This window comes from Burkholderia gladioli (assembly GCF_000959725.1).
GTDB classification, from domain to species: Bacteria; Pseudomonadota; Gammaproteobacteria; order Burkholderiales; family Burkholderiaceae; genus Burkholderia; species Burkholderia gladioli.
Genome location: NZ_CP009322.1, coordinates 3,629,198 through 3,656,185, shown reverse-complemented (window position 1 = coordinate 3,656,185; position 26,988 = coordinate 3,629,198). Strand labels below are relative to the sequence as shown.

Annotated in this window: 22 protein-coding genes and 1 pseudogene; 3 read left to right on the top strand and 20 right to left on the bottom strand. The window is 69.7% G+C overall.

All coding sequences use genetic code 11. From position 1 onward, the window contains the following. Positions 1-153: 153 nt before the first annotated feature. The 16 genes and pseudogenes from BM43_RS15700 to BM43_RS15625 all read right to left on the bottom strand — a co-directional run bounded on the left by BM43_RS15700 (position 154) and on the right by BM43_RS15625 (position 18,778). Positions 154-414: an acyl carrier protein gene (locus tag BM43_RS15700; protein ID WP_013689118.1), complete on the bottom strand. Its 261-nt coding sequence runs from the start codon at positions 412-414 to the stop codon at positions 154-156. After that, the gene (locus BM43_RS15695) at positions 411-2,006 is read right to left on the bottom strand and encodes an amino acid adenylation domain-containing protein (RefSeq protein WP_036054765.1); all 1,596 of its coding nucleotides are present in this window, start codon (positions 2,004-2,006) and stop codon (positions 411-413) included. Before BM43_RS15695 ends, BM43_RS15700 begins: the two co-directional genes overlap by 4 nt. Before the next feature lie 303 nt (positions 2,007-2,309). After that, positions 2,310-3,356: a helix-turn-helix transcriptional regulator gene (locus BM43_RS15690; RefSeq protein ID WP_036054766.1), complete on the bottom strand. Its 1,047-nt coding sequence runs from the start codon at positions 3,354-3,356 to the stop codon at positions 2,310-2,312. Positions 3,357-4,097: 741 nt separating this feature from the next. Then, positions 4,098-5,496 (bottom strand): annotated as a pseudogene (gene lpdA / locus BM43_RS15685) (dihydrolipoyl dehydrogenase). A gap of 4 nt (positions 5,497-5,500) precedes the next feature. Beyond that, on the bottom strand, positions 5,501-6,865 hold the full coding sequence (locus BM43_RS15680; protein WP_036054770.1) for a dihydrolipoamide acetyltransferase family protein: 1,365 nt from the start codon (positions 6,863-6,865) through the stop codon (positions 5,501-5,503). A gap of 1 nt (position 6,866) precedes the next feature. Beyond that, positions 6,867-7,910, bottom strand: a complete 1,044-nt coding sequence (locus tag BM43_RS15675) for an alpha-ketoacid dehydrogenase subunit beta (RefSeq protein WP_025101027.1) — start codon at positions 7,908-7,910, stop codon at positions 6,867-6,869. 3 nt (positions 7,911-7,913) lie between these two features. Beyond that, the gene (locus tag BM43_RS15670) at positions 7,914-9,143 is read right to left on the bottom strand and encodes a 3-methyl-2-oxobutanoate dehydrogenase (2-methylpropanoyl-transferring) subunit alpha (protein WP_025101026.1); all 1,230 of its coding nucleotides are present in this window, start codon (positions 9,141-9,143) and stop codon (positions 7,914-7,916) included. 575 nt (positions 9,144-9,718) lie between these two features. Continuing rightward, positions 9,719-10,666 (bottom strand): ketopantoate reductase family protein, encoded by a 948-nt coding sequence (locus BM43_RS15665; protein ID WP_036054772.1) that lies wholly within the window; start codon positions 10,664-10,666, stop codon positions 9,719-9,721. A gap of 184 nt (positions 10,667-10,850) precedes the next feature. Continuing rightward, a complete protein-coding gene (locus tag BM43_RS15660; RefSeq protein ID WP_013689110.1) occupies positions 10,851-11,666 on the bottom strand; it encodes a family 1 encapsulin nanocompartment shell protein in 816 nt (271 codons plus the stop codon). Continuing rightward, a complete protein-coding gene (locus tag BM43_RS15655) occupies positions 11,659-12,726 on the bottom strand; it encodes a Dyp-type peroxidase (RefSeq protein ID WP_036054775.1) in 1,068 nt (355 codons plus the stop codon). The genes BM43_RS15660 and BM43_RS15655 overlap by 8 nt, the downstream gene beginning before the upstream one ends. 282 nt (positions 12,727-13,008) lie before the next feature. Then, positions 13,009-14,208 carry a porin gene (locus tag BM43_RS15650; RefSeq protein ID WP_036054777.1) on the bottom strand — a complete coding sequence of 400 codons (1,200 nt, stop codon included), beginning with the start codon at positions 14,206-14,208 and terminating at the stop codon, positions 13,009-13,011. Between the two features lie 57 nt (positions 14,209-14,265). Beyond that, on the bottom strand, positions 14,266-14,721 hold the full coding sequence (locus BM43_RS15645; protein ID WP_088555611.1) for a TIGR00725 family protein: 456 nt from the start codon (positions 14,719-14,721) through the stop codon (positions 14,266-14,268). A 70-nt stretch (positions 14,722-14,791) separates the two neighbouring features. Further along, positions 14,792-15,634: an ABC transporter permease gene (locus BM43_RS15640; protein WP_036054778.1), complete on the bottom strand. Its 843-nt coding sequence runs from the start codon at positions 15,632-15,634 to the stop codon at positions 14,792-14,794. Between the two features lie 37 nt (positions 15,635-15,671). Next, positions 15,672-16,766 (bottom strand): extracellular solute-binding protein, encoded by a 1,095-nt coding sequence (locus BM43_RS15635; protein WP_036054780.1) that lies wholly within the window; start codon positions 16,764-16,766, stop codon positions 15,672-15,674. A gap of 118 nt (positions 16,767-16,884) precedes the next feature. Beyond that, entirely contained in the window at positions 16,885-17,925 is a 1,041-nt protein-coding gene (locus BM43_RS15630; RefSeq protein ID WP_036054782.1) for an ABC transporter ATP-binding protein, read from the bottom strand. 4 nt (positions 17,926-17,929) lie between these two features. Then, positions 17,930-18,778: an ABC transporter permease gene (locus BM43_RS15625; RefSeq protein ID WP_036054783.1), complete on the bottom strand. Its 849-nt coding sequence runs from the start codon at positions 18,776-18,778 to the stop codon at positions 17,930-17,932. Positions 18,779-18,939: 161 nt separating this feature from the next. Between BM43_RS15625 and BM43_RS15620 the strand changes: the two genes are divergently transcribed. After that, positions 18,940-19,860 (top strand): LysR substrate-binding domain-containing protein, encoded by a 921-nt coding sequence (locus BM43_RS15620; protein WP_036054784.1) that lies wholly within the window; start codon positions 18,940-18,942, stop codon positions 19,858-19,860. Between the two features lie 60 nt (positions 19,861-19,920). Here the strand turns inward: BM43_RS15620 and BM43_RS15615 are convergent, their stop codons facing one another. The 3 genes from BM43_RS15615 to BM43_RS15605 all read right to left on the bottom strand — a co-directional run bounded on the left by BM43_RS15615 (position 19,921) and on the right by BM43_RS15605 (position 23,507). Continuing rightward, positions 19,921-20,424: a GNAT family N-acetyltransferase gene (locus BM43_RS15615; RefSeq protein ID WP_013689101.1), complete on the bottom strand. Its 504-nt coding sequence runs from the start codon at positions 20,422-20,424 to the stop codon at positions 19,921-19,923. Between the two features lie 41 nt (positions 20,425-20,465). Continuing rightward, positions 20,466-22,193: a type III effector HrpK domain-containing protein gene (locus BM43_RS15610; protein WP_370448956.1), complete on the bottom strand. Its 1,728-nt coding sequence runs from the start codon at positions 22,191-22,193 to the stop codon at positions 20,466-20,468. 243 nt (positions 22,194-22,436) lie between these two features. Beyond that, complete coding sequence (locus tag BM43_RS15605; protein WP_042287147.1) at positions 22,437-23,507, bottom strand: hypothetical protein; 1,071 nt, start codon at positions 23,505-23,507, stop codon at positions 22,437-22,439. A 293-nt stretch (positions 23,508-23,800) separates the two neighbouring features. Between BM43_RS15605 and BM43_RS15600 the strand changes: the two genes are divergently transcribed. Together BM43_RS15600 and BM43_RS15595 are read left to right on the top strand one after the other, a co-directional pair. Beyond that, positions 23,801-24,457, top strand: coding sequence for a DUF3455 domain-containing protein (locus tag BM43_RS15600; RefSeq protein ID WP_036054789.1), 657 nt, complete (start codon positions 23,801-23,803; stop codon positions 24,455-24,457). Positions 24,458-24,931: 474 nt separating this feature from the next. After that, positions 24,932-25,951, top strand: a complete 1,020-nt coding sequence (locus BM43_RS15595; RefSeq protein ID WP_230676373.1) for a response regulator transcription factor — start codon at positions 24,932-24,934, stop codon at positions 25,949-25,951. Between the two features lie 89 nt (positions 25,952-26,040). Here the strand turns inward: BM43_RS15595 and BM43_RS41360 are convergent, their stop codons facing one another. After that, entirely contained in the window at positions 26,041-26,880 is an 840-nt protein-coding gene (locus tag BM43_RS41360; protein ID WP_155296556.1) for a phage tail tip lysozyme, read from the bottom strand. Positions 26,881-26,988: the final 108 nt, after the last annotated feature.

The window sequence follows — 26,988 nt, the reverse complement described above, 5'->3', positions numbered from 1 at the left end:
CTCAGTTCTCCTGATCAATAGGGAAGACCGTCGCGGGCTCGCTCGGGTCGTCACGGCTCACTGCATGGGGTCGGGGCTCGCGCCCTGGCGTGTTTCGTTACGTGTCGCTACGGGTTGCTGGGTATCGATGCCGGGAGCCGCGGCCGGCGCAGCTCAGCCGGCCGCCTCGGCGGGGCTGCGGCTGGCCTCGCGCAGCGCGTCGGTGGCCGCGGCCAGCTCGGCGACGGTCGAGCGCGTGCGGTCGAAGAACAGCCGCGGCGGCGGCGTGATGCCGAGCTTCGCCTTGAGCTGCTTGAGCACTTCGACGAGGTTCAGCGAATTGCCGCCGATGTCGAGAAAGCGCGTCTCGGGCGTCACGTGCTTCGCGCCGATCACGTTCTCCAGCACTTGGATCAAGATATCTACGGTCTTCATGAATTGACTTCCTCCTGGTGGCTTGCGTTGATGCGTTGCTGCAATATCGACAGAAGCGCCTTGCGATCCGTCTTTCCCGACGAGAGCTGCGGAAACCGGTCGAGAACCGCCAGATGGCGCGGCACCATGTAGGCCGGCAGCTCGCCCGCGAGGCGCTGCCGGATCGTGTCGGTCTGCCGCTCGGCGTCGACCGGCCTGCCCTGCTCGAACAGCACGCCGGCGGCCAGCACCTTCTCGCCGTGGCGCGTGTCGAGCAGCACGATCTCGCTGGCGTGCACGTGCGGCACGCTGTTGATGACCCGCTGGATTTCGTTGAGATGGATGCGATAGCCGCCGAGCTTGATCTCGTTGTCGCGGCGGCCCTGGTAGAACAGGCTGCCGTCCTCGAGCCAGTGGCAGAGGTCGCCGGTGCGATAGAAGGGCACGCCGTCGATGCGCAGCAGCCGCGCGGCGGTTTCCTCGGGCAGGTGCCAGTAGCCCTCCATCACCTGGCTGCCGCCGATCAGCAGCTCGCCGGGCACGTGGGGCGCGTCGATCGCGCGGCCGTCCTCGCCCACCAGCAGCACGCGCACGTGGGCCAGCGGCTTGCCGATCGGGTAGAGCGTGCGGCGCTCGGGCTCGATCTCGCCGATCAGGTGGGCGGTGGACGCGCAGGTCACCTCGGTGGGCCCGTAGGCGTTGATCACCTGCATGCCGGGCGTCTTGCGCAGCCAGCGCTGGATGGTCTTGATGTCGGGCACGTCGGTGCCGGTCAGGATCCGGCGCAAGGCCGGCAGGCGCGCCGCCTCGAAACCCTCGGCCTGGGCGATCAGGCCCAGCATCATGCCCCAGGCCGAGAAGTGGGTGACGTCGTGCGCCACCAGCGCGTCGAGCATGATGTCCGGCACGATCACGTCGTCGTGCACGTACAGGTGGGCCCCCTGCGCGAGCGGGAACAGCATGTCCATCAGGTAGACGTCGAAGTGCAGCGGCGAGAAGCTGGCGCAGCGCGAGGCCATCTTCACGTCGTACACCTCGCGCGTACCCTCGAAGAAATCGACGATGCTGCGATGATTGATCAGCACGCCCTTGGGCCGCCCGGTCGAGCCCGAGGTGTAGATGCAGTAGGCGGTGGCCGAGCCGTCCAGCTCGGGCAGCGGCAGCGCGCGCACGCAGGCGTCGCTGGGGGTGGCCTCGTCGTGGTCGCGCAGCCGCTCCAGGTCGGCCAGGCGCAGCACCGGAATGGCGCCGGGCAGCACCGCGCGCGCCTCGGCCTCCAGCTCGTCGTCGACGATCACCAATGCCGGCGCGATGTCGTTGAGAATGTAGCGCAGCCGCTCGGCGGGCATCTTGGGATCGAGCGGCACGTGCACGCAGCCGGCCTTGAAGCTGCCGACGATGGCCGCCACCAGCAGCGCACGGCGGCTCGCCGCCATCACCACGCGATCGCCCGGCGCGCAGCCGTAGGACTGCAGGCGCAGCGCGAAACGCGTGCTGAAGCTGTCGAGTTCGGCATAGCTGAAATCGTCGCGGCTGTCGGTCAGCGCCGGTCGATACGGCGTGCCGAGCGCGTGGGTCTGGATCGCGTGAACGATGTGTCCTGGCTGCTCCATATAGCCTTCTCCGATGTGTCTCTGCGGGCACCTTCGGCAGCAAGGCGGGCGGCAACGCGCGCCGGTTCGCTACGAGCGCGCAGGCTGGATTGCATGCGCCATGGCTCGCGGCCGCGACCGGCCCCTCGGTTTGTCGTGTCGCCCCCGCCACGAGCCTCGGCCGCCTCTCTCCTGGCGGCCCCTCGCGGCGGGGTCGTATCTCTCGTGTCTATCGCGTTTCTGGTGTTCGACTGCTGAGACGAACAGTAACGGGATTGCCGTGCGTAAGGACTTAGATCGTTTACTGCATATGCATGCATTTTGTTATCGCTCCGCGATATAACCGTCGCCGAGCAGGCCGAGCTGGCGCGCCTTGTTGGCGCTGACGCGGATGTGCTCGCTGTCGAGCTTGCGGTTGATCGCGCTGAACAGCTGATAGACCGCGCGCTCGCCCACGCCGAGCTCCTCGGCCACGTGACGCGCATTGCCGCCGCGCGCCACCAGCCGCAGCGCCTGCACCTCGCGCGGCTCCAGCGCCAGCGTGTCGGCCAGCTCGCGGCGGCGGCGCAGCACCTGCCATTCGAGCAGCTCGTTGGCCAGCCCGCGCAACTGGCGGCGATGCGCACACAGCCGGTCCTCGCCGGCCGGTGGCGGATGCGGCGTGCTTACGTGCAGCACGCCCACGGTGGCCACGTCGCGGCGGTGCGCCGGGTGGAACTGGTGGCTGCCCATGCCGTGCGCCGCGCCGTGACGCGGCAGCCAGTGGCCGGCCGGCAGCGCCAGCGCGCTGCCGCGCATCGGCCGCGTGTCCTCGCGCGCGGCCGCCAGCGCCGGGTCGTTCAGGTACCAGTGGCCGCCCGTGTAGCGCTGCGCCCAGGCCGGATCGCCGCCCACCAGCAGGTGATGGACGGCGGGTTCGCCGCTCGGCTCGTCGAACACGAACCAGTGGAAGAAGCATTGCGCGGCATCGCAGGCGGCCGTGACGCGCCGCATCAGCGCGATCAGCTCGGCGTCGCTCTCGCATTCGGAGGCGTAGGCGGGCTCGTCCAGGCGCGGCGCGGCGCCGGCCCGCGCGAGAGCCGTCTCGAGCGCGTCGAGCACCGCGCGATATTCGTTGGCCAGCGGCGCGGCGAACGGGTCATGCGCGACGAAGGCGGCCAGCGCCGCGCGCTCGCCCGCGTCGAGACGCTGGATCGAGACCGGTTCGCCGGGCGCGCGGCGATGCCGCTCGAACACGAAGCCGCGTTCGGCGTCGCCGCGCGCGACCAGCGAGAGACGAACCCCGCCCACCACGCCGTGCCGGATCTGCAGGGCATCGTCGTAATCGGGATCAGGGGAGAGATAGGAAGGCAAAGCGGAGTGTCGAGCCATGAGCGCCGGACCACCTGTGCAGGGAGTGGAAGGCGATGGCGGGCCGTCCCGCCGGCATCGCGGCGGGAGCGGTTTGCGTACGGGCGTGAACGCCTCGAACGACGGGGACGAATAGGTGGGTCGGCAAGCCTCGCTCCGCGTCACACGCACCGACGGCCATCGGTGGGATCAACCGCGCGGCGGGCGTGCCGACGCGCGCAGGGGATCTCGGGCGACGAGAAAAGGCGGATCGCGAAACCGGCGCGGGCGAGGCGCTGCCTCGTCCTGGCCGGGATGCGAGCCGATCGAAACGCACTGGTGGGCCGCCGGGAAGGCGGCACGCGACGCAGCGGCGCCGCGGCCGAGGCCGGGCACCGCCGCCGCATGGATGGCCAGGGCGGCCCGCATGCGGCGAACGTCAGGCGGCGAACCAATGGAACGCGGCGGCACGGCGCCGCGCGCGACACGCGCGGCCGCAGCCTGGGGCCGCGGCACACGGTGCCGGTTCGCTCGGGCGGCCCGAGGCGTCTCCTGGACTCGGGCCGGATTGCAGAGACGATGACGGCGGGTGCGAGCCCGGCCGTGAGCGCGGTTGCCCGCGCCAGCCTGCTCGCCCCGCCGTTCCTTGGTCGTCAGTTCAGACTTCGCACTCTCTCGTCGTCGAATGCCTGATCGCCGGGTCCGCCAGGCGTCCCGGCCTTGTTGTTCAAGGCTTGCCGCGGCCGGTCGTCACGCGCCGTCGCGCGCGACGACCGGTTCGTTTCAGATATGCAGGGCGTGGCCGAGCGCCCGCAAGGCGGCCTCCATCACCGCCTCGCCGAGCGTCGGATGGGCGTGAATGGTGCCGCCCACGTCCTCCAGCCGCGCGCCCATCTCCAGCGACTGCGCGAAGGCGGCGGACAGCTCCGAGACACCGCGGCCCACGGCCTGCCAGCCGAGGATCAGGTGATCGTCGCGGCGCGCCACCACGCGCACGAAACCGTCGCTGCTCTCCAGCGTCATGGCGCGGCTGTTGACCGACAGCGGGAAGCTGGCCACCAGCGCGTCCTCGGGCGTGGCCGCGTCGTGCGGCGCGAGGCCGACCGACACCACCTCGGGATCGGTGAAGCAGACCGCCGGGATCGCCGCCGGCATGAAGCGCCGCCGCTTGCCCGAGACGATCTCGGCCACCATCTCGCCCTGCGCCATGGCGCGATGGGCGAGCATCGGCTCGCCGGTCAGGTCGCCGATCGCCCAGACGTTGCGCATCGAGGTACGGCACTGGTCGTCGATTTTCAGGGCATGGCCCTCGCGATCGAGCTGCAGCGCCTCCAGCCCCCAGCCCTGGGTGCGGGGCCGGCGGCCGACCGCCACCAGCACGCAATCGGCCGGCAGCGCGTGTTCCGCGCCGGCCGCGTCCTGGATGCGCACGGCGTCGCCGCCCGCATTCAGGCCCAGTACCTTGCGCTCCAGGTGCAGCGCGATGCCGAGCTTGCCGAGCGAGGCGGCGACCGGCTTGGTCAGCGCCTCGTCCCAGGCCGGCAGGATGCGCGCCCGGGCCTCGACCACGGCCACCTCGACGCCGAGCTTGCGATAGGCGATCGCCAGCTCCAGGCCGATATAACCGGCGCCCACCACCACCAGGCGCCGGGGCAGGCTACTCGGCGAGAGCGCCTCGGTGGACGATTGCACGATGCCGCCGAACGGCATCGAGGGCAGCGCGACCGGCTCGGAGCCGGCCGCCAGCAGCAGGTGCTCGCCGCGCACGCGCAGCGGCTCGCCGCCCTCGCGCGCGACCTCGACGGTCTTGCCGTCGATCACCCGCGCCTCGCCCTGCAGCACCTCCACGCCGTGGCGCTTCATCAGCGTGCCGATGCCGCCGGTCAGCCTGGCTGACGATGCCGTCCTTCCAGGCCACGGTGCGGCCGATGTCGATCGCCGGCGAGGCCACGCTGATGCCCAGCGGCGATTCCTTCGCGTAATGGCGGGCCTTGTCGAATTCCTCGGCCGCGTGGATCAGCGCCTTGGAGGGGATGCAGCCGATGTTCAGGCAGGTGCCGCCCAGCCGCGCGCGCTCGACCAGCACGGTCGGCACGCCCAGTTGCGCGGCGCGGATCGCGGCCACGTAGCCGCCGGGCCCGCCGCCGATCACCAGCAAGGTGGTGTTGATGGGTTCGCTCATCGGCTCAGTCCACGAATAGCAGGGCGGGTTGTTCGAGCAGCGCGCGCACCGACTGGATGAACTCGGCCGCGTCCATGCCATCCACCACGCGATGGTCGAACGAGGACGACAGGTTCATCAGCTTGCGCGCCACCACCAGGCCGTTGCGGATCATCGGCCGCTCGACGATGCGGTTCACGCCGACGATGCCCACCTCGGGATGGTTGATGACGGGCGTGGATACCACCCCGCCCAGCGGCCCCAGGCTGCTCAGCGTGATGGTCGAGCCGCTCAGCTCCTCGCGCGAGGCCTTGCCGGCGCGCGCCGCCTCGGCCAGCCGCGCCACCTCGGCGGCCAGCGCCCAGACGTCGCGCGCCTCGGCATGGCGCACCACCGGCACCATCAGCCCGCCCTTGCTCTGGGTGGCCACGCCCAGGTGCACGGCGCCGTGGCGCGTCACCACGCCGGCCTCGTCGTCGTAGCGCGCGTTGATCTGCGGGAAGTCGCGCAGCGCGACCACCATCGCGCGCGCGATGAAGGGCAGCATGGTGAGCTTGCCGCGCGTCTCGCCGTGACGGCGGTTCAGCTCGGCGCGCAGCGTCTCCAGCTCGGTCACGTCGATCTCCTCGACGTAGCTGAAATGCGGGATGCGGCGCTTGGCTTCCTGCATCTTCTCGGCGATTTTGCGGCGCAGGCCGATCACCGGCACCGCCTCCTCGTCGTGGCGCTCGGCATAGGCCGCGCGCGCGCCGGCCGGCGCCGCGGCGGCGCCGCTACCCTGCAGCCAGGCATCGAGATCCTCGTGCAGGATCCGGCCCGCCTCGCCCGAGCCGCGCACGAAGCGCAGCTCGATGCCGAGATCCCAGGCGCGCTTGCGCACCGCCGGCGAGGCCAGCGGCCGCTCGCCGGGCTGGCGCGCGACCGGCGCCGCGGCGGCGCTCGATGTCGAATGCGCGGCTTCGCGGCGGCCCGGCGCCTCGGCGGGCCCGGCTGCCGCCTGCTTGCGCGGCTGTGCCTCGGCGGGCGCCTCGCGCGGCGCGCTCTTTTCAACCGGCGCCGGTTCGGCGGCCTTGGTTGCGGCCGCATCGACCGTCGCCTTCGCCGGCGCGGCCTGCGTTGCCGGCGCCTCGCCGCGATGATTGCCGCTGCCCGCCACCTCCAGGCGGATCAGCTCCGAGCCCACCACCATCATGTCGCCGGCCTTGCCGCCCAGCGCCACCACGGTGCCCGTCACCGGCGAGGGAATCTCGACCGAGGCCTTGTCGGTCATCACGTCGGCCAGCGCCTGGTCCTCCTTGACCTGGTCGCCCACCTGCACATGCCAGAGCCCCAGCTCGACCTCGGCGATGCCTTCGCCGATGTCCGGCATCTTGATCACATGAATACCCATCTCAGCTCTCCATCACACGCCGCATCGCCTCGCCCACCCGGCTCGGCCCCGGAAAATACGCCCACTCCTGCGCATGCGGATACGGCGTGTCCCAGCCCGTCACGCGTTCGACGGGGGCTTCGAGCCAGTGGAAGCAATGCTCCTGGACCAGCGAGATCAGCTCGGCGCCGAAGCCGCAGGTGCGGGTCGCCTCGTGCACCACCACGCAGCGCCCGGTCTTGCGCACCGAGGCGACGATGGTGTCGAGGTCGAGCGGCCACAGGCTGCGCAGGTCGATCACCTCGGCGTCGAGGCCGGTTTCCTCGGCGGCGGCCAGCGAGACGTGCACCGTGGTGCCGTAGGTCAGCACCGTCAGCTCGCTGCCGGGCCGCACCACGGCGGCCGAATCGAGCGGCACCGTGTAGTAGCCCTCCGGCACCAGGCTGGCAGGGTGCTGGCTCCAGGGCGTGACGGGGCGCTCGTGGTGGCCGTCGAAGGGGCCGTTGTAGAGCCGCTTGGGCTCCAGGAAGATCACCGGATCGTCGTTCTCGATCGAGGCGATCAGCAGGCCCTTGGCGTCGTAGGGGTTCGACGGCATCACCGTGCGCAGCCCGCAGACCTGCGTGAACATCGCCTCGGGGCTCTGGCTGTGGGTCTGCCCGCCGTAGATGCCGCCGCCGCAGGGCATGCGGATGGTCAGCGGCGCGGTGAACTCGGCGGCCGAGCGGTAGCGCAGCCGCGCGGCTTCCGAGACGATCTGGTCGGAAGCCGGGTAGAAATAATCGGCGAACTGGATCTCGGCCACGGGCCGCAGCCCGTAAGCGCCCATCCCGACCGCCACGCCGACGATGCCGCCTTCGGAGATCGGCGCGTCGAACACGCGCGAGCTGCCGAACTTGGCCTGCAGGCCTTCGGTGCAGCGGAACACGCCGCCGAAATAGCCCACGTCCTGGCCGAACACCACGACGTTGCCGTCGCGCTCCAGCATCACGTCCATGGCCGAGCGCAGGGCCTGGATCATGGTCATGGTGGCGGCCGACTGGCCCTTGGGTTGTGCGGTGGTCATCGCTCAGACTCCCAGTTGCTGGCGCTGGCGCCGCAGGTGTTCCGGCATGTCCTTGTAGACGTCCTCGAAGAAGCTCGCGACGTTCACGCGGTCGTCGCCGAGCGTGCCGTAGCGCTCGGCCTCCTTCTGCGCCGCGATCACCTCGGCCTCGAGCTCGCCCTTCAGGTCGGCGTGCTCCTGCTCGGACCAGTGGCCCTCGCGGATCAGGTGGCGCTTGAAGCGCTCGATCGGGTCGCCCAGCGGGAAATGCGCCCAGTCGTCGCCGGGACGGTATTTCGACGGATCGTCCGAGGTCGAGTGCGGGCCGGCGCGATAGGTGACCCACTCGATGAGGGTCGGGCCGAGGTTGCGGCGCGCCCGCTCGGCGGCCCAGCGCGAGGCCGAGTAGACCGCCAGGAAGTCGTTGCCGTCCACCCGCAGCGAGGCGATCCCGCAGCCCACGCCGCGGCCCGCGAAGGTCGAGCCCTCGCCGCCGGCGATCGCCTGGAAGGTCGAGATCGCCCACTGGTTGTTGACCACGTTGAGGATCACCGGCGCGCGGTAGACGTGCGCGAAGGTCAGCGCGGTATGGAAGTCGGCCTCGGCGGTGGCGCCGTCGCCGATCCAGGCCGAGGCGATGCGCGTGTCGCCCTTGATGGCCGAGGCCATCGCCCAGCCCACCGCCTGGATGAACTGGGTGGCGAGATTGCCCGAGATGGTGAAGAAGCCGGCCGCGCGGTTCGAATACATCACCGGCAACTGGCGGCCCTTGAGCGGATCGCGCTCGTTGGACATCAACTGGCACATCAGGTCGACCAGCGGCACCTCGCGCGTGAGCAGGATGCTCTGCTGGCGATAGGTCGGGAAGCACATGTCGCCGTTGTCGAGGGCGAACGAATGCGCGGTGCCGATGGCCTCCTCGCCGAGGCTCTGCACGTAGAAGGAAATCTTCTTCTGGCGCTGGGCGATCAGCATGCGCGCGTCGAACACGCGCGTCTTGAGCATCGCGCGCATGCCGGCGCGCAGCCGGTCGCGATCGAGCTCGGGAGCCCAGGGGCCGACCGCGCGGCCGTCGTCGTCGATCACCCGCACCAGGCCATAGGCGAGGTCGCTGGTATCGACCGGCGCGACGTCGATCGGAGGTTTGCGCAGCTTGCCCGCCGGGGACAGCAGCAGGTAGGAAAAATCGGTTTTACAGCCCGGTCGCCCGGTTGGCTCCGGTACATGCAATTTCAATGGCCCGTATTGGCTCATTTCGCTTATCTCCACGTTTGATTTTGTCGCACGCTTCGACGGTGATCGTATCAATTCGGCAGGCGCCGAGATAGAGCGGGAATCGCCCCGATTTTCAAAAATCGCGGGCGGTGTTATTGAAGTGGAGAATATCGCCACAAAGTGGTTTTTCCGATCAGCGCGATCGCCCGGAAAAGCAATGCACGCGGGGCCGGAAGGGAATCCCGGCCGGCCGCTGCAGCAGGCCTCGCGGCACGCGAGGGCGGTTTTCCAGACGATTATTCGCGTCGATTTTCAGCCACGCCAAAATCCCATTTTTTATCAAAGGCGACGAGCAAATCCCGCGTCCGGCGCGAATCGAATGCGCGAAACCCAATCGAGTCACCGGAAAATGGTGTGAGAAATTGCGTGATGGCCGAGCCGGTATCGTCCAGGGACGGTCGACCTCGGCGCACGGCTGCGGGAAAACCGCGCGGAAACGGCCGGGCATGCGCGGTAGGAACGTCGCCCGGAAAATGAAATGCCGGCTTCCGTGCGATCGCAGGAAGCCGGCAAGGCAAGCCGCCGCCGTGTCGGGCAACGGCCGGGGATGAGGGTCAGGCGCTCGCGGTTTCGCGCGCGAGCCGCGCCTCGTAGGCCTTCAGGTGGTTGTAGGCGATGCGCAGCAGGGACGGCTGGCCGTCGACGTCCGCTGGCGCGCGCGCCAGCAGGTCGCCGATCACGTGGTCGGCCTCGACGCGCGAGCGGTTCTCGACATCGCGCAGCATCGAGGCCGTCATGCCCGAGGGCGTGAACAGGATCCGGCGCGAACGTTCGTTCATCGCCTCGCCGGGCGCGTAGCCGTGGTGCGCGGCGATCGCGCTGGTCTCGCCATAGAGCGTCTCCAGCAGCCGATGGCCGTCCGGCGCGGCGAGGATGTCGCCCACCGAGCCGCGGAACAGCGAGGTGGCCGCCGCCAGCGTGGCCAGGAACACCCACTTGTCCCACATCTTCGCGACGATGTTCTCGGCCGGCAGCACGTCGAAGCCGGCGCCCGAGAAGGTGTCGGCGATCGCCTGCACGCGCGGCGTGAGCCCGCCCGCCAGGTCGCCGAAGCCGACCGCCTGCGCATCGTTGAGATGGACGATGTGCTGCTGGTCGTCGAGCGTGGCCGCGATCATGCACAGGCCGCCCAGCACGTTGGCGTCGCCGAAGCGCGCCTTCAGCACGTCCAGGTGGCGCATGCCGTTGAGCACCGGCAGGATCAGCGTGCGCGGGCCGACGAAGGGCGCGAACGAGGCGATCGCGTCGTCCAGGCCGTAGGACTTGCAGCTCAGGAACACCAGGTCGAAGCCGCCGGCGCGGTCGGCGTCGCCGGCCTGCACGGTCTTCACGCCGGGCAGCGTCAGGTCGCCCGCATGCGGGCTGCGGATCACCAGGCCGTCGCGCGCCAGCGCGCGGGCCCGGCCCTCGCGCACCAGGAAGCTCACATCGCGCCCGGCCGCGGCCAGCCGCCCGCCGAAATAACCGCCGGTCGCGCCCGCGCCCACTACCAGAATCCGCATTACCGTCTCCTTGCATTCATGTGTCGAAAGGTCGGCCGGCCGCGCTCGTGCGAGTCGCGGCCGGGCGCGACGACTGTAGCCGAATTCGACGAAGCCTGCCGGCGGGCGGCACGGCGAGATGGATGCGGCAACGGGCAACCCGACCCGCGCGCGACGACACCGCCGCGCGCGGTGGCCAGCGCGTTCAGGCCGCCGTGTCGCCTTGCGGCACCACGGCCACCGAGGCCTCGCTGGTCAGCATCAGGAAGGTGAAGGTCTCGCGCAGGTACAGGCGCACGACCTGGTCGTCATGGCTGGTGTAGCCGATCGAGACGTCCTCGCCAAGATGCAGCTCGTAGTCGCCGCCGCGCGTGGACAGCACGCAGCCGCCGGCGATCGCCGGTGCCCAGATGATCTCGCCGCTGACGATGCGCTTGATATGGTCGAGGATCGGGTAGCCCTGGTCGCGCGCCTCGCTCAGCGCGGTGTAGGCGTGCGAGCCGAGTACCACCGAATACGGGCCGTCGACGCCGGCCAGGCGCAGCGCCTCGAGCGCATCGCTGATCGCGTCCGGGTAGGCCGCGACGTCGCTCGGCAGGCCGAGCTTGCGGTTCGAGGTGCCCTCGCTGATGCCGACGATGCCGGCGGCCGGGTAACCGTCGAAGATCGCGTTGTCCTCGGCGAAGGCGAGCCGCTGCGCCGCCTCCTTCGCCGGCTGCCAGTCGGCGTCGCGCGCACCGCGCTCGACGCTGTCGATCGCCTCGCGGCTCAGCTCGAAAGGCACGGTCAACTCGACGATGGTCCGCACCTCGCGCAGCCGCGCGTTCACGTGCTCACGCGGCGCGGCGACCTCGCGCAAGTGGCCGGTGCCGACGGCCGATAGCTCGGAGCCGGCGGGGCCTTCGACGTCGACCACGCGGCGGCCGGCCACCGAGCGCTTGAAGGTGCGCGCCACTTCCTCCTCGATCTGGGCCCAGGCGGACGACGAGATCGGGGCGAGTTCACGATGCAGGTTATTCATGGGATGGGGTTCCTTTCAACGAGCCGATATTGAGCGAGCCGTCGCGACGGGGCGCGGGCGGCGAGGATTCGGGCAAGGCAGCGGCGTCGGCCGGTGCCGCGCGCTCGGCAAGCGCCTCGAGCAGGTCGGCCGACGGCACGAAGAACAGCGAGCCGGTGACCGCGCGGCTGTAGTCGAGCAGGCGGTCGTAGTTGCCGGGCGGGCGGCCGACGAACATGTTCTCGAGCATCTGCTCGATCGGCCGCGGCGAGCGCGCGTAGCCGATGAAGTAGGTGCCGAACTCGCCGGCGCCCGGGCGCCCGAACGGCATGTTGTCGCGCAGGATCTTCACTTCCTGGCCGTCCTCGTCGAGCGTGGTCAGCGAGCTGTGCGAGCACGAAGGCTTCACGTCCGCCGCCAGCTCGATGTCGGACAGTTTGGTGCGGCCGATGATGCGCTCCTGCGTCTCGACGGCCAGCGCATTCCAGCCGGCCATGTCGTGCAGGTACTTCTGCACGATCACGTAGCTGCCGCCCGCGAAGGCCGCGTCCTCGTCGCCGATCACGGTGAAGTCGACCGCCTCGCGGCCTTCCGGGTTCTCGGTGCCGTCGACGAAGCCGATCATCGCTCGCTGGTCGAAATTGCGGAAGCCATGCACCTCGTCGACCACCGTGACGGCATCGCCGAGCGCGTTCAGCAACTGCGTCGCCAGTTCGAAGCACAGGTCCATCGCCTCGGCGCGGATGTGCAGCAGGATGTCGCCCGGGGTGGCCACCGCCAGGCGCTGGCCGGCGCCGAACTCCCGGAACGGATGCAGGGACGCCGGGCGCGGCGCGCCGAACAGCGCATCCCATGCCTCGGCGCCGAAGCCGCACACGCAGCTGAGATTGCCGGCCGGCACGCGCTTGCCGACCGAGCGCACCAGCGCCGCGATGTCGCCGCACCATGAACGGATCGTATCGGCGTGGGCCGCGCCGGGATTGATCGTCGCCACGAGGAAGATCGCGCTGCGCGTGACCGTGGCGTGGACGGCCTGGGAAAGCGGGGGACGTGTCTGCATCGCGGCCTGCCTGTCAGTCATGTCGTGACGGATGGACCGCGGCTGCCGCCGCGCAAGAAGGCGAAGAGGGGATGTGGGTCATGCTGCGTTCTCTTTTTGACAGGCGTATGAAGGACGTTGCCCGCACCGTGCAACGTCGCCGAACCCGCAATCTAGCAGCTTCGGCCGGTCTTTGGAACGCAGCCCGGCAATCGGCTGCGCCGGGGCGAAGCCGATCCGGCCGGGGCGAGCCCGGAGCGAGGCGGACGCCGCGACGCGCGCCCCGCCCCCAGCCCCCGCCCCTGCCGCACTCCGCCCCGATGCTCAGAAACGGTGCACCACGCCCACCCCGAGCGCCACCTGGCTGCGCGATGACGAGGGCGTGCCGCTGAAGCCGTCGCCCAGCGAAGGCGTGGCGACGATCACCTTGCCGTTGCTCGACAGCGTGTCGCCGTTGGCGCGCTGCCAGGACTCGACCGCGTACAGCCCGGTGCGCTTGGACAGGCTGTAGTACTGCGAGAGCGTGAACTGCTGGTACTGCGCGGCATGGCTGATGCCGTTGGACAGCGTGGCGCGCGTGTAGCTGTAGCCGCCGGCGAAGTCCCAGGACGCGGCCGGGTGGTAATGCAGCACCGCGCCGGCCGTGTTGAAGGTGGCCGTGTTGCGGAAGCTGGAACCCGTGCCGGGAATGTACTGCACGTTCGAATAGGATGCCGAAACGTCCCAGGCATCCGAGAAGCGATAACCGCCCGTCACGGCGAAGCGCTGCTGCGCCTGCGCGCTCTGGTAGCCGTTGTTGATCGCCGAGACCGCCGTTTGCGCGCCGCCGTTCGAGGTGGTGGAGGACGCGCCCCAGGCGCCGCCGCCCGGCGTCGAGTTGTTGACGCGCTGGACGGCCGCGCCGATCCCGAACGGCCCGTTGCTGTATTGCAGGCCCGCGCTCCAGGTGGAGCCGGCATCGACGCTGCCCGGCACGCCGCCGAACGCATAGGACGCGCCGAAGCTGAAACCGCCCAGCGTCGGCGACTGGTAGACCAGCGAGTTGTTGGCGCGGTAGATGTTGTCGAGCGAATCGATATCGCCCGGATGCGCGCCGAAAAAGCCGGTCAGCCAGGTGGTCGGGCTCCAGGGCGAGAGGATCGTGTAGTAGGCCGTGTACTGGCGGCCCGCCGTCAAGGTGCCGAAGCGGTTGTTGGCGAGGCCCACCCAGGATTGGCGCGTGAACATCCCGCCGCTGAACTGCGAGCTGCCGTTGGCGCTGTTCACGCCGGCCTCGAGCGTGAAGATCGCCTTGGTGCCGCCGCCCAGGTCCTCGCTGCCCTTCAGGCCGAAGCGGCTGCCGGCCCACACGCCCGAGGTCATCTTCACCAGCGAATGGCCGCCCGCGGTCGAGCCCAGCGAGGCGGCGCTGTTCTGCCAGGCGATGCCGTTGTCGACGATCCCGTACAGCGTCACGCTGCTCTGCGCCTGCGCTGCCGCGCAGGCTCCGCCCAGCACGCAGGCGGCGATGATGGTCTGGTTCATTTTCAGTAATCCTATTAATTTGAAAAACGAAAGGGTCGCTGCTTCGCCTTCCCCGTGTCAGGCGAGCGTGGTCAGCCAGCGCGCCGCGCGAACGAGCAGCACGTCCGCCGAATCGAAACTCTCGATGCCCGCCACCTGCGGCGCATCGCATACCGCGAACACCGGCTTGCCCCATTGCAGCCCGAGCGCGATCTCGGACAGCGTGCCCAGGCCGCCGCCCACCGCCACCAGGCACAGCGAGGCGCGCGCGATCAGCGCGTTGCGGGTGATGCCCAGCCCGGTGGGCAGGGCCACGCTCAGGTAGGGGTTCGCGCCTTCCGCGTCGTCCTCGGGCAGCAGGCCGATGGCGATGCCGCCGGCGCGATGCGCGCCGCGCGCGGCGGCCTCCATCACGCCGCCCTTGCCGCCGCCGACGATCGCCATGCCGGCCCGGGCCAGCGCATGCGCGACCTGCTCGGCCGCGCGCAGTTGCTCGTCGGTGGCCGCGCGCGGGCCGATCACGCCGACCGGCATCAGGTGCCGGTTCGCGCCTCGCTGGCGCGCGGCGAGATCCGCGAGCGAGCGCTCGACCAGCGACGCGCCTTCAGTGTTGCCTTGGTCTGACAATCCATTCCCCCATTGCAAGAACGCAGGTGCAGAGCGCCGTCAGCAGGATCGACAGCACGGCTGCCTGCGAGAAATCGGTCTGTCCGTCGGACAGCTTCAGGTACATCAGGAGCGGCAGGATGTTGATCTGCGTGCCGACCAGCGCCACCGCCGTGCCGTAGGTGCCCAGCGCGATCGCCGCCACCAGGCACCAGGCCGCCGCCACCGAGGGCCACAGCTCGCGCCAGGCCACGTCGAGCCAGGCCCGCCACGGCCGTGCGCCGAGCGTGAGCGCGGCGTCCAGCGGGCGCCGGTCGAAGTTGGCGAAGGCCGGGTACAGCATCAGCGCCACGCGCGGGATCAGGTAATACGCATAGGCGATCGCCAGGCCCGCGCTGGTGTAGATCAGCCCGCCGAGCCGCGCCGGGTCGGCGCCGAGCTTCGCCAGAAGCATGGTGACGAAGCCGGCGCGCCCGAAGCTCAGGATGAAGCCGTAGGCGATCACCAGTCCCGAGAAGGCCAGCGGCACGCCCAGCACGGCCAGCGACAGGCGGCGCCGGGCCGGCGCCTGCCCGGCCAGCGCGATCGCCAGCACGGTGCCGATCGCCGTGGACAGCGTGCCGGTGGCCGCGGCCAGGCCCAGCGAGCGGCCGATCGCGTCGGCCACCAGTGGATCGCCGAACACGGCGGCGAAGGCATGGCCGCCGCCGTCGAAGGCGGCGCCGACCAGGGCCGCCAGCGGCAGCGCGAAGGCGATCGCGAACAGCAGGCCGGCCGGCAGCGCGCCGAAGCGGCGCAGCAGGCCCGCGTCGCGGGCGGCGGGAGTCGAGCGCGGATTCATCGCGGGCGGCTCGGAGCGTGGCGCAGGATCGCGAGCATCACTGGCCGAGCGTGGCCTGCGACCACAGCTGGTCGACCTGGGCCTTCTTCGCGGCCGCCTTGGCCACGTCGAGCGGATGCACCTGCGGCGCGTTCGGCATCTTCGCGGCGACCTCCGGCGCCAGCGTCACGCCGGGCACGGCGGGCCGCACGTAACCCTGCGCGAACAGCGCCTGGCCCGCGTCGCTCATCACGAAGTTCAGCCACAGCCGGGCCGCCGACGGGTTCGGCGCGTTCTTCACCAGGCTCATCGCGTAAGGCGCCGAGACGCTGCCGTCCTGCGGGATCACCACCTCGGCCGCGTCGCCCATGCCGTCGCTGTACTTGGCCTTCAGGCCGTCGTTCTCGTAGCCGATCAGGATCGGGATCTCGCCCTTCACGAACTTCGCGTAGGGCGTGGTGCCCTCCACGCGCAGCACGTTGCCGGCGTTCTTGAGCTTGCCGAAGAAGTCGGCGCCCGGCTTCGGATCGTCGACGCTGCCGCCCATCGCGTAGGCGGCCGCGAACACGTCCACCTGGCCCTGGCCGGTCGAGCGCGGATCGAGGTAGACCACCGCGTTCCGGTATTCCGGCTTGAGCAGGTCCGCCCAGCGCCTGGGCACCTCCTTCACCAGCTTGCGGTTGACCAGGAAGGCGATGTTCAGCGAGTGGACCGTGAACCAGCGCGCATCGGCATCGCGGAACACCGGCGGCAGCCTGTCGAAGTTGATCGGCTTGAACGGCGCGACCACGTCCTTGGCCTTGGCGTCCAGCGCCGAAGCCGCGAAGTAGTAGGCGGTATCGGCCTGCGGGCGGCGGCGCGACTTGTCGAGCGCCACCACCGTGGCGGCCGAGCCGATGTCGTTGTAGGTGATCTCGACCTTCGGGTAGCGCTTGCGGAATTCGGCGAACAGCGCCTTCCAGTTGGCCCACTCGGGGCCGGTGTCGAACGACACCACCAGGCCTTCGTCGGCGGCCTGCTCGTAGAGCGCGTCCTCGCCGGGGTAGAGCGGCGCGGCCGGGGCCGCGTGCGCGGCGCCGGCGGCGAGCGTGCCGAGCGCGAGGGCCAGCGCGCCGGCGCGCAGGCGTTGGATCAGGGTGGGACCTGCGGACATCGTGGTTCTCCGGGGTGCTGGCTGTGTTCCGCCGAGGCGGACGAGCGTGGGTTGATCGGTAGTGCGAAGCGGCGCCGGTTCATGCCGCGCCATCGAGTCGAATCGGAACGGCTTCATGTCACGCGCCCGGCGAAGCCGGCAGCACGCGCAGGTGGCGCGGCTCGATCGCGATGCTGTGGCTGGCCACCACGCGCCCCTCGCCGAGCAGCGGCGTGGCCGCGCCATGCGGGAAGAAGTCGTAGCGATGGGTCGAGCCGAAGTAGCGCACCTCGCCGCGCGCGCCGTGGATGCGATTGGCGCAGCCCTGCTCCGGGTCGGCCTGCACGTGCTCGGGACGCAGCAGCAGCTCGACGGCCTCGCCCTCGCGCGCCGCGCCGGTGGGCGCGCACAAGGTGGTGAAGCCGACGTCGACGCGATCGGTGGCGATCACGCGTCCCGGCAGGATCGTCGAATGGCCGATGAAGCGCGCCACGCGCGTCGAGGCCGGCTGCTCGTAGAGCTCGCGCGGCGTGCCCACCTGCAGCACGCGCCCGCCCTCCACGATCGCCACGCGGTCGGCCATGCTGAGCGCCTCGTCCTGGTCGTGGGTGACGAACAGCGTGGTCGCGCCGCAGGCGCGCTGCAAGGTGCGGATCTGGTCGCGCAGTTGATGGCGGATGCCGGCATCGAGCGCGGCCAGCGGCTCGTCGAGCAGCAGCACGCGCGGCTCGATCACCAGCGCGCGAGCCAGCGCGACGCGCTGCTGCTGGCCGCCCGAAAGCTGCGCCGGGCGCCGCCCGGCATGGCTGGCCAGGCCGACGCGCTCGAGCATCGCAAGCGCCTGGCGGCGCCGCTCGGCCGCGCCCAAGCCCCGCATCTTCAGGCCGTAGGCGACGTTGTCGGCCACGTCCAGGTGCGGGAACAGCGCGTATTGCTGGAACACCATGCCGACGCCGCGCTTCCACACCGGCTGCGCGGCCACGTCCTGGCCGCCGATCGCGATCCGGCCGTGATAGCCGGTCAACAGGCCCGCCGTGAGGCGCAGCAGGGTGGACTTGCCCGAGCCGCTCTGGCCGATCACGGCCAGCAGCTCGCCGGGAGCCGCCTTCAGCGAGATCTCCGAGATGCCGTGCGCGGCGCCCGGGTAGGTGTAGCTGACGGTATCGAATTCGAGGCTCATGGTCTTACTTCAGTCGTTGCACGGTGGCGATCGAGGTCAGCGTGGCGGCCACCGCCAGCACCAGCAGCACCACGGTGGCGGCGCAGGCGAAGCCCGAGGCGCCGTAGAAGGCCTGCAGCAGCACCACCGGGTAGTTGCGGTAGCGGAAGCCCGCGATCAGGTTCGAGATCTGGAATTCGCCGATCGACAGCGCCGCCACCATCACCAGCCCGGCGAACAGGCTGTGGCGCAGGTTGGGCAGCACCACGCCGAGGAACTGGCGCGCCGGGGTGGCGCCGAGCGTGGCCGCGCAGGCTTCCAGGGTGGCCAGGTCGAGGTGGCGCAGGTCGGCCAGCAGGGTCTGCAGCAGGTAGGGCAGGGTCAGCACCGCGTGCGCGGCGATCATCAGCCACAGCGTGCCGAGCCAGGGCAGCGTGTCGCCGCCGAACACGGCGATATAGCCGAAGCCGAGCGTGAGCGCCGGCACGGCGATCGGCAGCAGCATCACCAGCCGCGCCACCCATCCACGACCGCTGCGCGCACGGTGGTGCAGCGCATAGGCGAGCGGCACGCCGAGCAGCGCGTTCAGCGCGCAGCAGGCCAGCGCCACCGTGAGGCTGGTGAAGAAGGCGCGGCGAAAGCTCCGGTCGGCCGCCAGGTCGGCATACCAATGGCCGGTCAGCCCGCTGGGCAGCAGCGTGTTGGTCCAGCTCTGCCCGGTCGAGCCGATCAGCAGCAGCGCGATCGGCAGCAGCAGGTAGAGCGCGAACAGCACCACCACCGCGCGCACCAGCACGCGCCCGGCCGAGGGCGCGCGATTGCCACGACGAATGGGAACACCAGCGGCCTGGGCCCCGGCGGCGGAGGAAGACATCGGCGAATCCGTGAACGAGCGGGAGGAACGGCGCGAAACCGAGTCGAATCAGGAACTTGGCATCGCGATGACGGCCGCCAGTGTGGGGCGGCGACATGGCAGCGTCATGAAAAAAACGTACAAAGTGCGCATCGTCCTTTGCGAATCCGGAACACCACGCGATGAAGCACCTGTATCCGAACATCGCCGAACTGCATGCGTTCGCGAGCTCGGCCAAACATCTGAACTTTTCCTACGCGGCGCGCGAGCTGGGCCTGACGCCGAGCGCGGTGAGCCGGCAGATCGCCAACCTGGAGACGCTGTTCGGCGTGAAGCTGTTCGTGCGGGAGGGGCGCAACCTGTCGCTGACGCGCGCCGGGCAGGTCTATCACGCGCGCGTCACAGGCCCGCTGCGCGAAATCGGCAATGCCTCGCTGGAGCTGCTGAGCGTGCGCGAGGACAGCGACCTGCTGACCATCGCCAGCGTGCCGACCTTCACCACCAAGTGGCTGGTGCCGCGCCTGCCGTCGTTCCTGGCCGCCGCGCCGAACGTGACGCTGAGCTTCCGGCGCCACCTGGCGCACGGCGATCCGTTCCCGTTCGGGCTGGACGCGGCGATCCGCTATGGCGACGGCCGCTGGGAAGGGGTGCGCTGCGATTACCTGGCGGGGCGCACCTTCGTGCCGGTCTGCTCGCCCGAATTCGCGGCCAGGCATGCCCTGCGCACGCCGGCCGACCTGGCGGCCGCGCCGCGGCTGGTGCACGAGCAGGCCGAGAACGTCTGGTTCGAATGGGCGGAGCGCCATCGCGTCACCAGCATGAACGCCTTCTCGGGGCCGCGCTTCGAGCAGTACGCGGTGCTGATCCAGGCGGCGCAGGCGGGGCTGGGCCTGGCGCTGGTGCCGGCCTTCCTGATCCGCGCGCCGCTCGAGGCGGGCAGCCTGGTGCAGCCGGTGGCCGCCCCGATCGAGGTGGACAACCAGGGGCACTATCTCTGCTACACGGCCGAGCGCTTCGAGACCAGCGCGGCCTTGCGCCGGCTGCGCGAGTGGATGCTGGGGGAATTCGCCGCGCAGGCGGCGGCAAGCGCCCGGGCCGCTTGAAGACCCGGGGCGCTGGAAGATCGAACGATACCGCGACGAGGTGGCGAACCCGTGGCGAACTCAGGCCGCGGCGCGTTCCGCTTCCACGCCCGCGACCTCGTCCGGAATCGATTCGGTCTCCTTCAGGAAGGCCTTCAGGTAGCGTCCGTGGATGAAGCGGCACTCGGCGCGCAGCATCCCGTAGAGGATGAAGTCGGTGCCGTCGCCGGCCGCGCCGCGCATCACGCCCTCGCGCACGAAGCCGAGGTTCTCGTCGAGCCGCTGCGCCTCGAGGTTGTCGACGCGCACCAGCCCCGTCACGCGCCGGCAGCCCAGCATCGCGAATGGATAGAGAAACGCGGCGGCCACGAAGGCCGGCGTGATCACGTGCTGCGACACGCCCTCGCCGAGCGCGAAGTGCATCAGCAGGTTGGGGCCGTTATGCCCCTGGAACACCACGCCCGCCACCAGCTCGCCGTTCTTCGCGAGCCCGATCGAGCGCGCATCGTCGTAGCGATGCTCGCCCGTGCGCGAGGCGACGAAGTGCATGACCTCGTCGTGCTGGTCCAGTACCAGACGGCGCATGCTGCCTCCTATTGGCTGGCCTTGCCTCGATGCCGCGTCGATCAGGACGGCAGCGGGATGCCGAACTGCTGCAGCGTCGGGTTGACGTTGGAGGCGAAGGCCTTCTGGTTGTTGTGCTTCTTCACCGCCTCGACGATCGCGAAGATGATGCCGGCCACGCCCACCACGGCCGCGCCCACCGCCATCACCGGCGCGGCTGCCGCCATCGCGCCGCCCACCGCGCCGAGCACGCCTTCGCCGGCCGCGGCACCCGCTTCGGCACCCGCCGCCGCGCCTTCGGCCGCTTCCGCGCCGGCTGCCGCGCCTTCGGCGCCGCCGGTGGCGGCCGCGCCGGCCGCCTCGGCCGCCGCGCTATCGCCGCCGATGCCCATGAAGCCCTCGCCCTTGGCAAGGTCGCCCAGCGTCTGGGTGACCGTCTTGGCGTCGCTCAGGCCGCGATGCACGTCGTCGATGGTGTTGCCGGCCTGCTGGTCGCCATTGCCGCCGCCCACCGCGCCCGCGCCGTCGCCGCCGGCATCGCCCGCGCCGCTGCCGGCCTGGCTCACGCCGCCGCCGCCCTGGAACTCGCCCGACATCTTCTGCATCTCGGGCGGCACCGTCTGCTGCAGGTAGGCCGCCGTGGCCGGGTCGCTGGCCAGCTTCTGGATGTCCTGCTGCAGCGCCGCCACCGTCTTGTCGACGTTGCGCAGCTTGTCCGAGCCGCCGGCCTGCACGTCCACCAGGGTCTCCATCAGCTTCACCATCACCGCCGCCTTCTGCTGCGGCGTGTAGTTCTGCGGGTTCTGGATGATGTCGCCGTTCAGCGAGCTGATATCGGTGTTGCCGGTGATGTTCTGCAGGCTCGCGTCCTGCAGGAACTGCTGCGAGCCGGCCTGGGTGGTCGGCGCGTCGTCGCTGAGGAAGTGGTCGAGGTTCTTGGTCGAATAGATCTGGTCGCGCTTATGGGTGGCCTTGTCGTCGCCGCTGCGGTCCAAGTCGTCGAAGCCGCCGTCCGAGCCGAAGGCCTGCGCGGCCGACTTCAGCGCCGAGCTGAAGCCCGAGTTCTTCTGCAGGTCCTCGACCTGCTGCTGGGTGGTCAGGCCGCCGCCCGACTTGCCGCCGTGCGTGTAGTTGTTGCCGTTCTTGCCGTTGGACTTGTGGCCCTCGGATTCGCCGGCGATCGCGTTGTAGGCCTTCATCAGCCCGGCCGAGCGCTCCACGTTGACCGAATCGGCATCCGCGTCGGGATGCTTCTTCATGTAGTCCTTGATATCCGAATCGGCCTGGTCGAGGTTGGTGCTGACCTGGCCCATGAAGCCCTGCATCTTCTTGGTGTCGATCGTGCCGTCCGACTTCAGCGCGCCGGTGTTCTGCAGCGCCGTCTTCAGCGAGGGATTGTCGTTGACGAACTGCATCGCGGCGGCCTTCTGCGCCTCGGTCGGCGGCTGGCCGTCGGGGCCCGCCTTGCCGCTGAGGATCTGCATGGCCGCCAGCGGACGCTCGAGCGACACGCCCTGCTCCGGCGAGGCCAGGTCCGACCACTTCGCGAGGTCGGACTGGTCGTTGCTCTGGCTGTACTGGTCGAGCGCGGCGTACTTGCCGTCGTCGGTGGCCGCGCCCGAGGCACCGGCCGCACCCGTGGCGCCGCCGAGCGTGCCCGCGCCGCTCATCGAGGGGTCCTGCATCGGCGAGGGCGCGTTCATCTGCGGCAACTGCCCGGACGGCGCGGCGTCGCCGCCGTCGTCACCACTGCCCTGCTGCTGCGCCGCGCTCGCCAGGTTGCGCACCATCGCCTGCAATTGCTGCTCGAGCTGCTCCATCATCTGGAGCGCGTTCTGTATCCCGCCGCCGGACGAACTGCTCGGGTCCGTCGTCGTCGGCACGTTCATGGTCTGGGAATACGAAAGCGAATTGAGGGATGTCATGGCACGCGGCTGATTGAATAGGAATGGAAAACGCGGAGCAGCCTCGGGCGGCTCCACGCGAACGCCAACGGCAAAACGGCCCGTTCCGCGAGGAACAGGCCGCGTCCGTCAGACGTCGTCGTCGTCGGTGCTCGGCTTGGGCATCTGCATGCCCAGGCCGTTGCCTCCCATGCCGCTGCTCATCAGCATCATGCGCATCATCATCTGCGACGCGACCTTGCTGGTATCGGGAGAGGAGGATGCGCCGGCCGTGGCGGTCCGGGCCGTCGGATCGGCGATGCCGCCCTGCGCGGCCTTCTGGAAGTTCGCCATCGCCGACAGGCCGTCGGCGCCCTTCACGTCGGCGGTCTCGATGGCCTGGTACGCGCTCGGGTTCTGCAGCATGAACTTCGCGGCGCTCTGCACGTCCGGCGGCGTGCCGGTCGGCGGGTTCATCGCCAGTTGGTAGAGCGAGTTCGGATCGGTGGTGCCGACGCCGTTCTGCTGACCATAGGCCGCGATCGCGCCGGCAGCCGACTGCATGGTGACCGGCGAGCCGTCCGACATGGTCGGTTGCGCCTGCGCGCCCTGCGTGCCGTCGGCGCCGCCCTGCGCGGCCCACTGCATGTCGCCGATGCCGGCCTTGCCGTCCGCGCCCGGCACGTCGTGCGTCTCGATCGCCTTGAACACGTCCGGGTTCTGCAGCATGAACTGCGCGGCCTTCGAGACATCCGGCGGCGTACCGGCCGGCGGGTTCTGCGAGAGCTGGTAGAGCTGGTTCGGCGTGATCGGATCGACACCGTTCTGCGACATGTAGGAGCTCAGCGCGCCGGCCGCCGATTGCGGCGTCATGCCGGTGCTGTCCGCCGCGCCGCCGACACCCGCGCCGCCGATGCCGCCGAGCGCGCCGTCGCCGCCCACGTCACCGGCACCGCCCGCGCCACCGGCATCGCCGCCCGCGCCGGGCAGGCCGCCCGCGCCCGGCTGGCCGCCGAGCTGCTGGGCAAGCTGCTGCGCTTGCGCCAGGCTCTGCTGGATCTGGCCGACCAGTTGCTGCATGATCGAACCGGCCAGCGAGCTGATCTGCTGATCGACCTGCTGCTTGAGTTGCGAAATCTGCGAGGTGAGGCTCGACAGGTTCGCGCCGCCCAGCAGCGACGACGCGGTGTTCGGCAGGCTGATTCCGCCCGAGAGATTCATGATTGGCCTCCTATGAATGGGTACCGAGTACGACGTTCAAGGTGTCACGTCACACGCCGCCTGTTCATAGGAGGCGCTATGCCGTTGCCAATACTAGTCAACCGCTGCATATCGAAACTTCGTCGATCCGAACCCCATGCCGGAAATGCGAAGCGCATGCAAGCCGCGCGTCGGCGGTCCGCGACGGCCGCGGTGAGTCGCTGCGGCTCGCCGCGCACGGCTTCGTATCGCGGCACGCGACCGGGGCCCGCTTCCTGTCTGATATTGGTTTACCGACTCTTCGTGGCGCGGCCATGCACGTGTTTCCGTTCGTCGATCGTCGTGGTGCGCATCGCGCATCGCGCGCCGGCATCCAGCCCGCCTCGCACGCGGGCCGGGCCTCGCTGATGCTGGGCCTGACGCTCGTGCTGCTGGCCGGCTGCGCGACACGCCCGCCCGGCCCGCCCGACGCGACCGTGCCAGACTCGCTGCGCGGCGCGCATGCCGAGGCCTGGCAGGAAACGCTGATGGCGGTGGGCGACCAGGTCTACCGCTGCCGTCGCGTGCCGGCGCAGGCAGCCGACACACCCGGCGCGAGCGCGGGCGACACCTTGCGCTGGCTGCCCTACGGTCCCGAAGCCACCCTCGTCGATGCGCGGGGCCGCAGCGTCGGCGCGGTCACGCCGGGCCGCTACTTCCTCGCCCACGACGGCAGCTTCGCGGTCGGCAAGACCGAGGCGGCCACCATCGTCGACGCCAGCGCCCTACCCTGGGTGCGCTACACGATCGCCGCGAGCACGCGCGCGCGCGGCGGCCGCGACGGTCGCATGACGCGCGTCAGCACGGTGATCCGGATCAACACGCGCGGCGGCCTCCCCGCCAGCGACAGTTGCCGCCTGGAAGGCACCCAGCTCTACGTCCCCTACTTCGCCACCTATCTCGTCTACCGCCCGGCAGCCGCGGCGCGCTAACACATCTTTTTGATTTCTTGATTAAATCGCGCCATTAAGATATGCGATTTTTTATTGCATCTGCACAAGTGTTCGCGCGCTTCATTTAAAAGATTGCCGGGAATTACTCACCAAATATCAGCGAACATTACAAATCGAAAGGAAGCTGGCGTTACCTGATTTTTACCTGATTCTAGGTATCTGACGATCCCCTTACGATCTTGTCTGATCCCAGGCGCTCGAAGCTTACAATTTCATATCGAAAGTTTATGTTTAGGTGAAAAACTAAACATTACATTCCATGATTCGAAAAAGATGTGCCTGCAAGCCCCAAAAACTGGCAATTTCTTTCCGCCGGTTAACAATAAGTTACATCCTTGGTTTTTCGATGCCTGTACTTTCGCTCCGTGCCAGTAGCCTGCCGGTTCATTTCACGACGGGACAAGTAGAGAGGAGGTCAGGTTGAAGTTCGCCGTATTAACGCCCAACGTCAGCATGTTCGAACGACTGCGCCAGCATTTTCTCGATGCCTCGGTCGAATGCATTCAATTCGACGACGACGTCGCCCTGGCGCGTGGCCTTTATCGCGATGATTACCGCGTGATCCTGGTCGATGCCGCCACCGGCATCGACGGCACGCGCACCGTGTTCGCGCGACGCGCCTTCTATGGCGGCCGCCGGGCGCCCCTGCTGGTGGTCGGCACGTTTACCGATCGCGACAGCCTGGAGCGCGCCTTCGACGCCGGCGCCGACGACGTGGTGCTCGCGCCGTTCGATCGCAACGAACTCGCGGCGCGCGCGTTTCGCGCCATGCGCCGCGTGGAGGCCGAGCCGGCCCCGCGCGACGAGCAGCGCGTCACGCTAGGCGCGTACACGCTGGACCAGCAGGCCAGCACCGTGCAGATCGCGGGGCGCACCGTGCGCGTCACCACGCGCGAATTCGCGATCGCCTGGCTGCTGTTCTCGCGAGCCGGCGAATACGTCACGCGCCGCCAGTTGGCCGGCGCGATCTGGGGCAGCACGGAAGACATCGTCGGCCGGCGGCTCGAGCAGCATATCTACAAGCTGCGCCGCAAGCTGGAGCTGACCGGCGAATCGGGCGTGGCGCTGCGCACCATGTACGCGCACGGCTACCGGATCGAGCAGACCGACGGCAGCGCGCTGGAGGCGAGTGCCCAGGACGAGATGCAGCACGACAAGCTGTCGGCGCTGCTCGAAGCCGCGCCGGGTGCCGCGCTGCGCGCCATGGCGGAGCTCGCGCCGGCCTGCGCGCCGCAATCACGCCCGAACGCGGCCCCCTTGCCAGCCGACCGCGCAAACGTTGTCGCGCCAGGTGGCGGCGCCACCGTGCATGCCCGGCACAGCCTCACGGCCTCGCTGGCGCAGCCCTGGGCCTCGTATGCCAACCCCTGGCACATCGGCGCGACCATGATCGCGAAGTCGGTGCGCGACGACGGCGCCACCTCGGACCAGATCCGCATGCCGACGCTGCCGGGTTCGCGCGGCGAAGGCTGACGGCCGATCCAGCACGACACATGGCCGGCGCGATGCCGGCCATGTCGAGAAGTAAGCAATACGATCCCGCCGCCGGCGGGATCTGCCGTTTACACGGTTCCCTGCGCGAGCTTCTGCGCGAAGGCGTTCGCGTAGTTGACGCGATTCTGCATTTCCGGATCGGTCGCCTGTTCGTATTGTTGGCACCAGATGGTGGCCGCGTTGCCGGCCGATCCGGCATTGTTCATCTGCTGCATCAGGCCCGGCCGCTCGGCGACTTCCTTCAGGATGAACTGCGCCTGCACCGTCGGATCCGACGCTGACTTGCCCTGCTGTTCCGCGAACTGTTCAAGCGCCACCTTGCGGTCACCGCCCCACTGCTCCAGACCGAAGCCGTGCTGGTTGTCATCGGCATTGTTCGCCGAGGGGCCACCACCCAGGCCACCCTGGTTGACGTCCGCCTCGAAATTGCTTTCCTGCTGCGTGTTGCCGAGAATCCCGGCGATCGCGGTGTCGTTGAAACCGCCCTGCTTGAGCACGGCCGCCATCTGGCTCGCCACGCTGCCACTACCGCTCGGCACATCCGTGCTGCCCGCGACCGGCGTGCCGGCACCTGCGTCGCCTACACCGGCAGCCGGCGCGCCTGCCGCCGGCGCACCACCGCCTCCGCCGCCGGCCGGCGCCGCCGCGAACGACTGGGGCATGCCGCCACCGCCGCCACCACCTCCGCCGCCGCCGAGGCCATCCTCGCCATCGGACGAGGCCGCCATCTTCAGGGCCTGGGTGATCTCCTGGATCATTTGCGCGATCTGCTGGAGGATCTGGATCAGCGACGAGCTGTTCGACCCGTTGCTGCCGCCCGTGCAGAGCGACATCGGATCGATCGACGGCGTCGATAAGGAATTGATGGACAGCGACATGAACGACTCCCCTGGAATGGACGGCGGCAATGCCGACTCATTGCACTATAAGGAAGTGGTCGAAGGCTTCCATGGGCTGCGCGAAGCTGCCTCTCGCGAAGCGAACCGGAAGGCGGGGGCAGCCGCGATCCGCCTTCA